General features: G+C 40.8%; 11 protein-coding genes. 9 read left to right on the top strand and 2 right to left on the bottom strand.

Annotated elements, in window-relative coordinates:
- Positions 1–4 precede the first annotated feature (4 nt).
- Together HMPREF0091_RS02520 and HMPREF0091_RS02525 are read left to right on the top strand one after the other, a co-directional pair.
- On the top strand, positions 5–1,426 hold the full coding sequence (locus tag HMPREF0091_RS02520; protein WP_006302678.1) for a bifunctional folylpolyglutamate synthase/dihydrofolate synthase: 1,422 nt from the start codon (positions 5–7) through the stop codon (positions 1,424–1,426).
- A gap of 80 nt (positions 1,427–1,506) precedes the next feature.
- Positions 1,507–1,941, top strand: coding sequence for a zinc ribbon domain-containing protein (locus tag HMPREF0091_RS02525; protein WP_006302679.1), 435 nt, complete (start codon positions 1,507–1,509; stop codon positions 1,939–1,941).
- A 168-nt stretch (positions 1,942–2,109) separates the two neighbouring features.
- Here the strand turns inward: HMPREF0091_RS02525 and asnA are convergent, their stop codons facing one another.
- Positions 2,110–3,108: an aspartate--ammonia ligase gene (gene asnA / locus HMPREF0091_RS02530; protein ID WP_006302680.1), complete on the bottom strand. Its 999-nt coding sequence runs from the start codon at positions 3,106–3,108 to the stop codon at positions 2,110–2,112.
- A gap of 393 nt (positions 3,109–3,501) precedes the next feature.
- Here asnA and HMPREF0091_RS02535 point away from each other — a divergent pair, with 393 nt between their 5' ends.
- Both HMPREF0091_RS02535 and ychF read left to right on the top strand, forming a co-directional pair.
- Entirely contained in the window at positions 3,502–4,818 is a 1,317-nt protein-coding gene (locus HMPREF0091_RS02535; protein ID WP_006302681.1) for a 4Fe-4S binding protein, read from the top strand.
- Between the two features lie 170 nt (positions 4,819–4,988).
- Positions 4,989–6,050: a redox-regulated ATPase YchF gene (gene ychF, locus HMPREF0091_RS02540; RefSeq protein WP_006302682.1), complete on the top strand. Its 1,062-nt coding sequence runs from the start codon at positions 4,989–4,991 to the stop codon at positions 6,048–6,050.
- Positions 6,051–6,227: 177 nt separating this feature from the next.
- On the opposite strand, the gene HMPREF0091_RS02545 is transcribed toward ychF, so the two are convergent.
- A complete protein-coding gene (locus HMPREF0091_RS02545; protein ID WP_232236029.1) occupies positions 6,228–7,889 on the bottom strand; it encodes an LCP family protein in 1,662 nt (553 codons plus the stop codon).
- A 506-nt stretch (positions 7,890–8,395) separates the two neighbouring features.
- Here HMPREF0091_RS02545 and guaA point away from each other — a divergent pair.
- From guaA to HMPREF0091_RS02570, 5 genes are all read left to right on the top strand, one after another.
- Complete coding sequence (gene guaA, locus HMPREF0091_RS02550; RefSeq protein WP_029575184.1) at positions 8,396–9,985, top strand: glutamine-hydrolyzing GMP synthase; 1,590 nt, start codon at positions 8,396–8,398, stop codon at positions 9,983–9,985.
- Positions 9,986–10,543: 558 nt separating this feature from the next.
- The gene (locus HMPREF0091_RS02555) at positions 10,544–11,383 is read left to right on the top strand and encodes a KilA-N domain-containing protein (protein ID WP_006302686.1); all 840 of its coding nucleotides are present in this window, start codon (positions 10,544–10,546) and stop codon (positions 11,381–11,383) included.
- A gap of 563 nt (positions 11,384–11,946) precedes the next feature.
- Positions 11,947–12,708, top strand: a complete 762-nt coding sequence (locus HMPREF0091_RS02560; RefSeq protein WP_006302687.1) for a DeoR/GlpR family DNA-binding transcription regulator — start codon at positions 11,947–11,949, stop codon at positions 12,706–12,708.
- Positions 12,709–12,717: 9 nt separating this feature from the next.
- A complete protein-coding gene (locus HMPREF0091_RS02565) occupies positions 12,718–13,194 on the top strand; it encodes a PTS sugar transporter subunit IIA (RefSeq protein WP_010241925.1) in 477 nt (158 codons plus the stop codon).
- Between the two features lie 171 nt (positions 13,195–13,365).
- A complete protein-coding gene (locus HMPREF0091_RS02570; protein ID WP_006302689.1) occupies positions 13,366–13,644 on the top strand; it encodes a PTS sugar transporter subunit IIB in 279 nt (92 codons plus the stop codon).
- The last annotated feature ends 73 nt before the right edge of the window (positions 13,645–13,717 follow it).

The raw sequence follows: 13,717 nt of genomic DNA on the forward strand, positions 1-13,717 counted from the left end.
TTCCATGTACGTTCCACCTTTTTCATGTGCCACAAAATCGTATACACAAGCTTTACAAGAGCTTACTTCAGCTTTACGATTTGGTATTGTTCCTATGCTCGAGTCGGTAAGCGATATGCTCTGTGTGCTGGGTAATCCCGATCATGCCTATAAGAGCATACAAATAGCTGGCACCAATGGAAAAACATCTACTGCTCGTTATACCGCGTCAATTTTAAAAGCTCACGGTCTGCGCACAGGATTATACACATCACCTGGTCTTACTTCGTATACCGATCGAATTGAAATAGACGGAGTGCCTATTTCAGAGTCTGATTTTGCTCGTTCACTTTCTTATGCATTTGAGGCGGCGAAACGCGTAAATGCGCAGCGTAAAGCTTGCGGATTAGAGCCTTATAGTATTACCGAATTTGATTTGTTAACCGTTGCAGCTTGTTTTGCATATGCGCGTGCTGGGGTAGACGTTGTTGTTTTTGAATGTGGCATGGGCGGCCGTTGGGATGCTACATCTGCAGTTTCGTCTATTCAAACGGTTGGTATAACCGGTATTGGGCTTGACCATATGAAAATTTTGGGTGATACACTCGAAAAAATTGCTGCCGAAAAAGCAGCAATCATCAAGCCTTCTCGCTCGTGTGTATTAGGTGTGGGAACTACTGCGCCTTCAACGGTTCAAGATGTTTTCCTCAAACAATGTAGCTCTGCAGGTGTTGATCCTATTCTTCTTGAAGCTAACCACAAACAAGACGCAACAGGCGAAATAAATAGCGGAGACATTCGCCACCGTGATGGCTATACCTATGCGCATTTTAGTGTCGATAAACACCTTGGCGATTTGCATGATGTTATGGAGTTAAGCGTTACCTCGCCACGACAGACCTATACTCATCTAAGAGCTTCTAAACCTGTGTATCAAGCGGCAAATATTGCTTGTGCAACTCTTTTGGCTGAGTCGTTTCTTAATCGGCTGCTTAACCTCAAGCTCCTTCAACAAGCAGTGTATACATGTCCTACACCAGGTCGTTTTCAAATTGTGCGCGATAAACCACTTGCGTTGATTGATGCATGTCACAATCCACAATCTGTTGATACCTTTCTTGCTAATATGGAGCAGGTATTACCTGATAGAGCAACACGTCCTGTTTTATTATGCGCCATATTAGCAGATAAAGATGTTACAGGCATTGTTGAGCGCCTTGCCAGCGCGTTTCCTTGTGTGATATGCACACAAACAAATTCGCCTCGTGCGCTTGAGGCTAAAAAATTAGCGGAAATATTTGCAAAAAAGCTGCAATATATGCCACAATGGTACTCATGTGTTAACGATGCAATGAATGCGCTTTTAGATCGTGATTTTATTGCATGTGGCTCTATTACGCTTGCTGGAGAAGTGGCGGCTTATATGCAACGAAAAACTTGTGTATAGTAAATAGTTGCCGTCTACAGAAAGCAAGACCGCTATACTAAGGTGTATTGCATATACCTACGACAAAGGAGTACAGGCCAATGTCAGATTTGCTCGATCAAATTCTTACGCCTGAAGTACGTATGGTACTTTACTTAATTGTAATGTGCATCGTAATGGTTTATATATTGTCAATTGTTTACGTAACACGTGATGCTCAGCGTCGTGGTGCCGAGCCGTGGTGGGTATGGTCCCTTGTTGCGGTTGTACCTATTGTTGGATTGTTAACGTATGTTATTTTGCGTCCTAGCTCGTACCTTATTGATAGGGAAGAACAAGATTTAGATATAGCATTGCGTGAACATCAGCTTTCGCATTACGGTATTTGCCCTAAGTGCGGAGCTCCTATTGACCGCGATTTTGTGGTATGTCCACTTTGCAATACGCAAGTCAGAAACGTATGTCCTACCTGTCATCGTCCTCTTAATGCCGACTGGAAAGTTTGCCCGTATTGCAGAACGCGAATTCAGTCGTAGCGGACGTCTTATTTCTTGTTGTACGTGCTTAATCGTTTTGATCGTTTTAAGTGCTTAATCTTTAAGTTCTTAAGCAAAACGCTGAACTGCATAAGTCATTTAAGGCATAAATAAGCCCATGGTGTGCACGCGCACAGCATGGGCTTTATAAGTAACTGCACCTAAAAGCTAGAGAATGGTTAGATTCTCATGCGCAAACTTTTGAACATCTGCTTCATCCCAAACGCTGCATTGAACCTCGCCGATATGGTGCTTTTCTAGGAAATACATACACAGACGCGACTGTCCAATTCCTCCACCAATGGTGTAGGGAAGCTCTTTATTCATGAGTGCCTGATGGAAGGGCAGTTTTAATCTATCTTCAGCGTTACATATAGCAAGTTGCTTTTTAAGCGCATCCTCATCTACGCGAACGCCCATGCTTGAAAGTTCAATAGAATCATTGCGCACAGGATCCCAAAAAATGATGTCGCCATTCATTGACCAATCATCATAGTCAGGGCTACGAAGATCATGAGGCTTACCCGATTTAAGCGCTCCTCCGATGCCGATAATAAAAATAGCTTTGTATTTACGAGCATATTCGCGCTCACGTTCACGCGGAGACAACGCCGGCATTTCGTCTTCCATTTCTTGCGTAGTTACAAACGTGATTTCGTCGGGCAACTTTTTTGAAAGAATATAGGGATATACGCTGTTAATATAGGTTTCCGTACGTTTGAAGACCTCAAAAATTTCGCGTACACATGCTTTCAGATAATCGGTTGAGCGGTCAGATTTTTTGATGATCTTTTCCCAGTCCCATTGATCAACGTATGCAGAATGAAGTTCATCCAGCTCTTCATCCGGACGTATAGCGTTCATATCTGCATAAAGACCTTCATACACACCAAAATTGTAACGCTTGAGTGCCCAGCGCTTCCATTTTGCAAGCGATTGCACAATTTCGCAGTCTAAATGGTGATGACGAATAGAAAAGCTGACTGCTTTTTCTACGCCGTTAAGATTGTCATTAAGTCCTGTTTGCGGACGAACAAAGAGCGGCGCTGACACACGCGCAAGATTAAGCGAATTGCCCAATTCTCTTTCAAAATAATCTTTAAGACTCTTAATTGCGATTTGCGTCTCTTTTAAATCAAAAGCTGACGCGTTGCTGTTGTTCCGCATATTCACTCCTTTGCGAATCCGTGTGTGCAAGCTGGTATAGGTTATGCCATATTGAGCTTTCGTTTTATTTTGCTATACCTTTGCCACATCAAAAGAAAACGAAACTAATATAACACGGCACATTCAGTGCAACACAATTTATATTTATTATAAGATTACTTGATTCTCGTGCAATTTCGTTAAAAAACAAGACTTGTAACCAACTTGGAATAAAACTTTGCGGTAGTATAAGCGTATGACAAAACAGCTCGTTTGATGACATGTTCTAAAATTGGTAGTTTTTATCGCACATACGTGGCATTTTATGAGATTTTGTTACAAGGGAGAGGAATTTGTGCGTCTACATGAGCGTCTTGCGCTTGTAACGCACAGTAATGAACAGGGGATATATCGGTGAGTACTAAGCGTGATATGCTCGATGATATCATCGATATAAAACAGGATCTTTCTGCATTATCGCAGCCGTTAGGCCAGATTGCGCAGGTATTAACAGGCGATAAGAATTCTGCGCGTGTCTTTGATCCTCGTGATTACAAAGAAAAGCCGCGCGCAAACGCGTTGTCGTGTTTGAATGTTGGTGCCTATAACGCGTATCGTGCCGAAGGTGTTGGTGCACATACTATCTGCACGTGCCATGCGTGTATGGATGTTTGTCCCGTTGATGCCATTGATATTAAAGGCTCAACCGTAAAGATTGCAGATACGTGTCGTGCCTGCGGTTTGTGTATTGCTGCGTGCCCTACCGAGGCATTTATTGTTTCTCGCTTTATGGCAAAATCCCTGTATGATCGTATTGCAAAAGTTGCTTCGATGTATGAGGTATGCTATATCACCTGTACTCGAGCACTCGGAAAGCTGCCTCGTCCTAACGAAATTCTTTTGCCCTGTCTAGGTGTAGTTCCGCGCGAAGTATGGATAGCCCTGTTACAAGAGTATTCCAATATTAGTGTGTATTTGCCCGTAGGTGTGTGTGATAAGTGTAAAACAACTACGGGCGAGCTTGCGTATACCGATGAAATTGGAGCAGCTGAAGAGTTTATTGGTAAAGAAGTTGGCATAGAAGTAGATAAGCATAACCTTAATCACGACATGTCGCGTGCGTTTTTGCGCCAAGAATTTTTACGCGATGTTGGTCGAGCAGGTCAAACCTTGCTTGCTGCACAAAATCCGGTATATGCAGGCGTTCAGGCCGTAACGCGCAAAATTCAAAAGCATTCCAACGACCTTTTTGAGCTGCAATGTACGCTTGAGAAAGCGCTTGGAGATACAACTACATCATATAATCATCGTCTTCTTACCCAAAAACGTAAGTTGCTCCTCTCTGTTATCCAAAAAAATCCGCAGCTAGCTGCTCATTATAAAGAACAAAATTTGATACCAGTTTGCGATATGAGCGCTTGCACCGTGTGTTCGGCATGTACGCGTGTTTGTCCTGTTAATGCATGCAATTTAGATGAGCATGGGCGTTTTTCGGTGCAGACTGCCTATTGTGTAAACTGCTCGGCGTGTGCACTTGTTTGTCCCGAGCAATGCATTGTCATGAAGCAAGGCGACACGCATGAGCTTATTGTGCGCGATGAAGAAGCAATTCGTCTGCAAAAAGAGGCGCGTGAACGTAAAGAGCGCGTGGCAAAGATAAAAGAGCGCACTCGTAAGCAGGTTGAGCGTGGTTTGCGCGTCTTGGAACGTTTGAGCGAGGATAACTCGTAGGTCTTGCGTAAATCCTGCTTTTTTTCTTGGACCTCGTGAAACATGTGTTTACCATCATCGCACCAAAAACACGCTCAGAAGATTTAAGCAATGTTGTAAGATAGCTTATGTGAGAAGATTTTTCGGCACATGTTTATGCAGTGTTGCCTTCTTTTTCAGGAGTTGATTGTGTGTCTTTATCAATTGGAATTGTAGGATTACCAAACGTTGGCAAGTCTACTTTATTTACTGCGCTTACCAAACAAACTGGTTTAGCTGCAAACTATCCCTTTGCTACTATCGACCCCAATGTGGGCATTGTGCAGGTACCCGATACGCGTCTTAATCAACTTGCTCAAATTGTACACCCCGCACAAATTGTTCCAGCTACGGTTGAGTTTGTTGATATTGCAGGTTTGGTACGTGGTGCAAATAATGGCGAGGGGTTAGGCAATCAGTTTTTAGCAAATATTCGTCAATGTGACGCTATTTGTGAGGTTGTGCGTTACTTTAGTGATCCCGATGTTATCCATGTAGACGGACAGGTTGATCCTGAAAGCGATGTTGACACTATCCAAACCGAGCTTGTGTTAGCAGATTTAGGCACGCTTGAACGCGCTATTCCTAAGCTCGAAAAAGAAGCAAAGCGCGATAAAGATCAAAAGAGTCGCCTTGATATTGCTGTGCGTTTGCAAGCATGGCTTAACGACGGTAAACGCGCGGCCGATATGGATATGACTTTAGATGAAAAGGCTGATGCGCATGACCTGTTCTTACTTACTATGAAGCCCCTGCTCTATGTAGCTAATTGCGATGAAGACCAGTTGCAAGATAAGCCTGTTATTCATGGAATGCCTGCATTGCCGATATGTGCCCAGGTTGAGGCAGAGCTTTCTGAGCTTGATGACGCGGAGGCCGCTGAATATTTGCAATCGTTAGGTTTGCAACATTCAGGATTAGAGATTTTAGCGCAGGCAGCATACCGTTTATTGGGGCTGCAAAGCTTCTTTACGGCGGGTCCTAAAGAAGTTCGTGCTTGGACGGTTAAAATTGGAGCAAAAGCGCCTCAAGCCGCAGGCGTTATTCATAGTGATTTTGAACGTGGGTTCATTAAAGCCGAGACAATCTCGTTTGATGATTATATTGAGCTTGGCGGCGAAAGTGGCGCACGCGATGCTGGAAAGCTTCGTATGGAAGGCAAAGACTACGTTGTGCAAGATGGCGACGTGATGGTCTTTCGTTTTAACGTGTAAGGTAATGCGATAACTGTTAGATGAATTGAGCCGCACATTATACGGCTCAATTTTTATGCATGTTATATTCTTAGCGCGCATGAGTGTATGTGCTATTCGCCTGTTTGCTTTACACAGCTCATGCGGAATATATGCGCCCTTTGGAATACACGCGCACCTTGAGCTAGCGCTTGTGCGCTAGAGCAAATCCTTTCCGATTAGGACTACACAATCGGTTCCCGAGTCAAATTGTCCTTTGTTCAATTGTGGTTTAGTTGCAATTCCTAGTGTTTGCGCAACACCTTTTGCCTTTGCTTCGTTGCCTTGCGTGTAGTAAACAACGCTGTTTTGAAGAACCTTTCTAGAATTACCTGGCTGTGCGCTAAAACCCTTCTTGGCAAGTGTTGAGGCTTTCTGCTTTGCTACGCCTTGTTTGCCCGATGCGTTAAGAACAGCCACACTACCTTCAAATGATGTATCATCTTGTGAATTTTCAGAAGTATTTCCTGTTTGATCGCCATCCGAGGAGCTGCTGATACCAACTGATCCAGCTATACCCTTTGAGGTATTTTCTTTTTCGGAATCAAAAGGAGGCAGTCCCATGTCAACACGTTTAATCATTTCTTGCCACTTTTTGGTTTCGCAGATTTCGTACCAAGTCCTATTGATATATTTAGAGATTGTTGGGCAAAGTCCCGAATAAATGTCATTATTAATATCCATGCCTACAAACTTAGTGCTCAATGCAATAATATCAGTGACATTCATATCGGTCGTAACAAATTTTGCCATAGTAGTAATACTTGATGCAATGCCTGCAGGTCCTGATGACAGAACTTTTTTCATAACATTTCCAATAAGCATGCGCTGATTTGCTGCTCTAAAGGTATCGCCGTCTCCATATTTATCATAGGCATGACGAGACCTTCCAAGTAATGCTGCCGTATGACCATCGAGATGTTGTTTACCTGCTGGCAAATCTATCTTGGTATAATTCGGATCTTTTACCGGAACTGGTAAATCTACATCAACACCGCCAATAGAATCTACAACTTGAGCAAAGCCATCCATGTCAACTTCTGCGTAGTGAGAAATCTTAACGCCAGAAAACTTTTCTACAACCTGCACTGCATAGGCGGCACCGCCTACCGAATACGCTGCATTTATCTTTTGTTTGCCATGTTTTCCAAGGTCAACATAAGTATCGCGTGGAATAGAAACCATCGTTATTTTTTTGTTTTTAGGATCAACACGTGTCAAAATAATGGTATCAGTGCGATATGCGCTATCCGAGGGGCCGTAAGTAGAACCTTCTGCACGGTCCTCATCTTTGTCGACGCCTAATAGTAAGGTATAAAATGGCTCATTGTTTGAGGTATCAGTAAGAGTTGCCAATAAATCTTTTCCTACACGACCCGTAATTTGGCCGTTAATCATGTAGAGATACCCAACAACTGCAGCAAGCGCTACACCAACGGTCACCAAAAACCCTAGGCATGAAAAACCAATAGTTCGTAAGATTTTCTTTTTTGTGGTTGCAATACGCTTTTTAGCGTAATAGCTTACGGCACTATTACGGCTGTGTATCTCTGTAGGATTTGGCGGTGTTTGCGATGTGGCATGATCGGCAAAATGTTCATGGTGCGAAAGCTGTGTTCCCAAGCGTTTTTTACGAAGCGTTTGGGGCTGTGCTTGTGAATCATTATCTGCCGAGATAAAGCTTTGAGCTGCTTTGTCACGATTAGAAGCGCTGTTATAGGACTTTTGCACGTGGCGGGAACCCGAAGCGTATCGAGATGTTGAGAGTGCTTTTAGTTGCGCACGTGTCATCTGTTGGTGCTTTTTATTATGGAGCGGCACTTTAATCCTCCAAGAATATTCGCAAGTATGGTACAACTTATAACTTCACTTGTGTTTGCGTGCATGTTTTCACGAGCACGTATACGTATCTGTTTGAGTTAGGTTTACGCAGAACTCAAACAAGTAAGATAGCTAACCACAAGCAACTTATAAGTTGACAATGTATAGTGACTTACATGTTATATATCGACCTACAAGTATATCAGAAGATAATCTTACCTTTTGTGTGCATGTGTTGCATCTTTAATAGTTGCAAGAGTCTAAAAACTCATAGGCTCGTTATAATAGGAACATGAAATATCAATAACAGTGTAACTAACTTTTTTACAAAAAAATCCGTTGCACATGTTGCAGGTATTTATATTGCTTGTATGCGTTGTAAATCGCGCGTGCAAGGTTTTAATGATACATATAAGCTTGATGGTAACTATCCTAGTCTTGTGCAGGATATGTATTTGATGTGATTACAGGAGGAATGGATGCAGCAGACAACTTGTTCATCACTTATGCAAGGCCTTAGACCAAAGCAATTTGTTGCAGTATTTGATTTTGGCGCGCAGTACGGTCAACTTATTGCACGTCGCGTGCGTGATCTGCACGTATATTCAGAAATTGTGCCGTGCGACATTTCTGCTGTAGAGCTTGCGTCTATGCATCCATCAGCAATTATTTTATCTGGAGGTCCTGCATCGGTATATGCCAAGGATGCTCCATCTATGGATCCTCATGTGTTTGAATTAGGCATTCCCGTGTTTGGATTTTGCTATGGTCAACAGATTATGGCAGCCACGCTGGGTGGTGCGGTTGGACATACCGAAAAAGGGGAGTATGGTCCAGCCGAGCTTAAGCGCGCGGGTTCTTCGCTTGTGTTTGGTGATACGCCTGATCATCAAAAAGTTTGGATGAGCCACCGCGATAGCGTTTCATGTGTTCCACAAGGCTTTAGTGTTACGTCATCTACGGACACATGTCCAATTGCGTCTATGGAATGTGCTGCTAAAAAGTTGTATGCAACGCAATTTCATCCTGAAGTTCGTCATACCCAGTATGGCCAAAAGCTTCTGTCCAATTTCTTGTTTAAGGTATGCGATCTTGAGCCGTCTTGGACCATGGATAACATTGTCGAAGAAAAAATTGCGCAGATTCGTGCGCGTGTAGGTGACAAAAAAGTTATCCTTGCGCTTTCGGGAGGCGTGGATTCTTCTGTGGTTGCAGCCCTTGTCCATCGTGCAATTGGAAAGCAACTTACCTGTGTTTTTGTGAATCATGGCCTGTTGCGTAAAGGTGAACCCGAGCTGGTGGAAGAAGTTTTTCGTAAACAGTTTGATGTTGATTTAGTGCACGTACATGCCGAAGAACGTTATGCAAAATTGCTTGAAGGCGTGAGTGAGCCCGAAGAAAAACGCAAGCGTATTGGAACAGAGTTTTGGAAAGTCTTTTTTGAGCAAGCTCAAAAAATTGGCGATGTACAATTCTTAGCACAAGGTACCATTTATCCTGATATTATCGAGTCAGGTGCTCGTAAAACAGGTGGTAAGGCCTCTACTATTAAAAGTCATCATAATTTAATTCCATTTCCTGAAGGCATTCATTTTGACTTAATTGAACCGCTTGATCATTTCTTTAAGGATGAGGTGCGCGAACTTGGTTTGGCGCTTGGTTTGCCCGAGAAGATGGTGTATCGCCAGCCATTCCCCGGTCCAGGGCTTGCTATTAGAATTATTGGAAGTGTAACCTTAGAAAAGCTTGAGCAGTTGCGTTCTGCCGATGCCATTGTTCGCGAAGAGCTGGATGCGTATAACGAGCAATTGTATAAACAAACTGGCGAGCGTAATTCACAGCATGCTTGCTGGCAGTATTTTGCCGTGTTGCCCGATATTAAAAGCGTAGGTGTTATGGGTGATGAGCGTACGTATCAGCGGCCAGTTATTTTGCGCGCAGTTGAAAGTAGCGATGCTATGACAGCCGATTGGGCAAAGCTGCCCTACGATGTTCTATCGCGTATTTCATCGCGTATTGTGGACGAAGTTGCGGGCATTAACCGCGTTGTGTACGACATTACGCCTAAGCCGCCTGCGACTATTGAGTGGGAGTAATCGCATAAAATAATTCCTTGTATTCAAATGATGCGAGAAGCTAAAAAGAATAAATTGAGCAGTAGTTCCAAGTGGTTATATTTGGGCAAAAGATAAGACCGTAGCGTTTAGCTGCGGTCTTTTTGCGTACATATTATTATTTTAAAATCTTGATTTTGTATAATTATGTAGGTTGTTATAAATCAGATCGTTAATTAAGGTAAATAAAATATTGAAAAAATATAAAAATCATAAGAGGATATTTGAGGAAACATTTCGATGATATAGCAAACAAGTAAATTATGCGACAATATAATGTCGGTTTGAGCGTCGGTTTGAATAAGACTGAAAAGAAAGTGATAGAACTTTTGATAGAGAATTTAATTGTGTAGCAAGATAAAGGAAAAATGAAAAGGGAGAAATTATATATAGATGGTTAAAAAGTGGCTTATAGCATTTGACAATTAATGATTTGGGATATTAATCATAAGATTAGGTCAGGAAGCATGCGGTGCTCTGGCCATTTTTTTATATTATAATACAAGTAATAAAGATTAAGCCAGAATAAGGGGGCTTATATTGTCAAAAATTAAAAAAGATCAAATTTCAGCTAAAGGCTTTGATATTGAGGTTTACACAGAAGATTTTAAGAATGATTATATAAGTCTTACTGATATGGCAAAATATAAAAACACAGATGATCCAAGATTTATTATCCAAAACTGGATGAGAAATAGAAATACTCTCGAATTTATAGGCTTATGGGAAGCACTTAATAATCCAAATTTTAACCGTGTGCAATTCGACACGTTTAGAAATGAAGCAGGTTTAAATAGATTTACGATGACGCCAAGCAAATGGATAGAATCTACTGGAGCTATTGGAATAGTCTCAAAATCTGGTAGATATGGTGGAACTTATGCTCATTATGATATAGCGATGGAGTTTGCGTCTTGGCTTTCTCCAGAATTTAAGCTATATATTATTCAAGATTATAAAAGACTAAAAGAAGATGAAAACTCAAAATTATCATTAACTTGGAATCTGCATAGAGAAATATCTAAAATCAATTATAAAATTCATACAGATGCTATTAAAGAGTATTTATTAAAAGACCTTACAGATGAGCAGTTATCATTTAAATATGCAACTGAAGCAGATATGCTTAATGTGGCACTCTTTAATAAAAGAGCAAAACAGTGGCGTGAAGAAAATCCTGACCTAAAAGGAAATATGAGAGACTATGCAAGTTTAAATGAGTTATTGGTGCTTGCAAATATGGAAAGCTACAATGCTGTTCTTATTAGCAAAGGAATGGAACAAAAAGAAAGAATGATTGAACTTAGAAATCTTGCAAAGACCCAACTCATATCTTTAGAAAAATTAAACCAATCAGATATAAAAAAATTGCACAAGTAAAATTATTATAGAGTTTTTGCTCCAGTACTGGAACTGGGCTGGGACTAAAAATCTGAAAACGACCTATAATTAGGCGGATTTAGTGATACTCTAAAAAACAGAGTGTAGTATTTTGAATGGTTTGGGATATGTTGGACGTTTGGAAAAGAATCATGGGAATAGCTGCATGAAATAGTTCCTTGTATTCGAATGATGCTAGAAGCTAAAAAGAATAAATTGAGCAATAGTTCCAAGTGGTTTACATGAGGACAAAAATAAGACCGTAGCCTCAGGCTGCGGTCTTTTTGATATACGCATAATTTAGTTAGCATGACCAACGGGTAGCTTCAAAATATAATTCAATAAAGAGCCGCAATTCCGCTCACCGAAATCATAAAATTCTTCTTGACATTTCATGTAAGGAAATCGATTATTAAAGTAACGAAAGGAAAAAGAAAGGCATAGATAAAAAAATAAAAGGAATTATAAGATTCCAAAATTAAAAGTTAGTTATACAAAAGAGCTACTTAATCTAACTACGTGTTATTTTGCGATGATGAAGTTCAACGGAGGATTACAGTATAATGAATTCAAATGGATACAATACCGAAACCTATCAAAGGCTAACACTTATTAGACAAAAACTTTTAGAGCGCGGAAGTATTTCAACACAGGAAATTTCATCTATGTTCAACGTATCCGTACAAACTGCGCGCAAATACTTACGTGACCTTGAAGCAGCTCATCAAATTAAGCGTGTCCATGGGGGAGTGGTTACATCTTCTTCGTTTTTTGAGCGCCTACGCATTGATATAGATAATAAAAAGAGGTTATGCAAAGCCGCGGCTCAACTTATTGAGTCTCACGACACCATTTATATTGACGGTGGCTCTAGCTATTACTATTTAACTGATTACATTCCTTCAACCTATAACATTTCTGTGTTTACCTGTAGCTTACCTATTGCGCTTCATATTAAGGAAACCACTAATTATAAAGTCTATGTTTTAGGTGGCAAGGTTAATGACATAACGTTTGAAACACATTCTATTGATACGGTGCGCGAAGCACAAAATTATTTTGTTGATAAGGCATTTCTTGGCATCAGCGGTTTTACAGAAAAGGAGGGCTTTACAGAAAATAATGCCTATGCACTTGCTCTTAAACAGCAATTTATGAAGAATGCCAAGCAATCCATTGTTGTAGCAGGTGCTAAAAAAGAAGGTAAGGTTGCACTTAAAAAAGCTTTTGGATTTGATGAGATCGACGTATTTATAACAAATAAAGAGGTACATATGCATCTCGACGAATCTATTGCTAAGCAACTTAATATACTACTCGTGTAAGGAATGATTATGATACGTGAAATGATACATCAAGACATTATTTTTCCGGAAAGAGAGGTGAAGAATCAAGGGGAATTTTTCCATTTTGTCTCGCGCGACTTATATGAAAAGGGTTATGTTCACCCCTCTTTTGAAAAAGCAATTACCACACGTGAGAAAAAATATCCTACAGGTTTGCAATTAGATAACATTACCATTGCAATACCTCATACAGATTGTGAACATATTATACAGGCGTTTTTATGTGTCAACCGTATTATAACTCCTGCATCATCTCCAATTACTTTTATGCAAATGGGAACAGACGACGTAAAAGTGTTTCCTGAGTATGTTTTAGTTCTCGGCATTACTCAGCCAAAAGAGCAAGTGACTCTTTTATCTGAGATTATGGAGCTCTTCTCCCAAGAAACGTTTGTACAAAAGCTTCGCTGTGCTACTACGACTTCAGATATCTATAGCGCTTTTATAGAAGGCGGTGGTAAGTAACAACATTTCATCACGTTATAACAAATGATGAGACAAGGACACAATCAAATACGTGATGATTGTTGTTGTGGTTTGTGTAGCAGAAGTAGTTTAAATCGTAACACAGCATAAAGTATGAATGTGATGCTGTTGAGTGATGATTAGTTATAGGACGTAGAAAAGGAGTTTGAAATGAAACGTTTAATTGTTGCTTGTGGTTCTGGAGTTGCCACTTCGCAAACGGTTGCCTCTAAATTGACCAAACTTTTAGATGAAAAGAATGTTAAAGCAGAAGTCGAGGCAGTGGACATGAAGTCTCTTGAACATCATCTTAAAACTGCTGATGGGTATGTTTCCATCGTAAAGCCTCCCAAAGATTACGGCGTGCCAGTATTTAATGGTATTGCATTTTTAACGGGAGTTGGAATGTCTCAAGAGTTAGACAAAATTATTAAATTTATCAACGAATAGCGCAACAGGGTTATATGTGTGACTAAGTTTGCCCACCGCGTCAATATATAACCCCGTTAAACGACTAACCTTA

Origin of the sequence: Fannyhessea vaginae DSM 15829, assembly GCF_000159235.2 — a bacterium.
In the GTDB taxonomy this organism is placed as follows: Bacteria; Actinomycetota; Coriobacteriia; order Coriobacteriales; family Atopobiaceae; genus Fannyhessea; species Fannyhessea vaginae.

Bases quoted from the DNA above. Each gene is read 5' to 3' on its own strand.
- HMPREF0091_RS02520 (WP_006302678.1), top strand. From the start codon at position 5: ATGTACGTTCCACCTTTTTCATGTGCCACAAAATCGTATACACAAGCT.
- HMPREF0091_RS02525 (WP_006302679.1), top strand. From the start codon at position 1,507: ATGTCAGATTTGCTCGATCAAATTCTTACGCCTGAAGTACGTATGGTA.
- asnA (WP_006302680.1), bottom strand. From the start codon at position 3,108: ATGCGGAACAACAGCAACGCGTCAGCTTTTGATTTAAAAGAGACGCAA.
- guaA (WP_029575184.1), top strand. From the start codon at position 8,396: ATGCAAGGCCTTAGACCAAAGCAATTTGTTGCAGTATTTGATTTTGGC.
- HMPREF0091_RS02560 (WP_006302687.1), top strand. From the start codon at position 11,947: ATGAATTCAAATGGATACAATACCGAAACCTATCAAAGGCTAACACTT.
- HMPREF0091_RS02565 (WP_010241925.1), top strand. From the start codon at position 12,718: ATGATACGTGAAATGATACATCAAGACATTATTTTTCCGGAAAGAGAG.
- HMPREF0091_RS02570 (WP_006302689.1), top strand. From the start codon at position 13,366: ATGAAACGTTTAATTGTTGCTTGTGGTTCTGGAGTTGCCACTTCGCAA.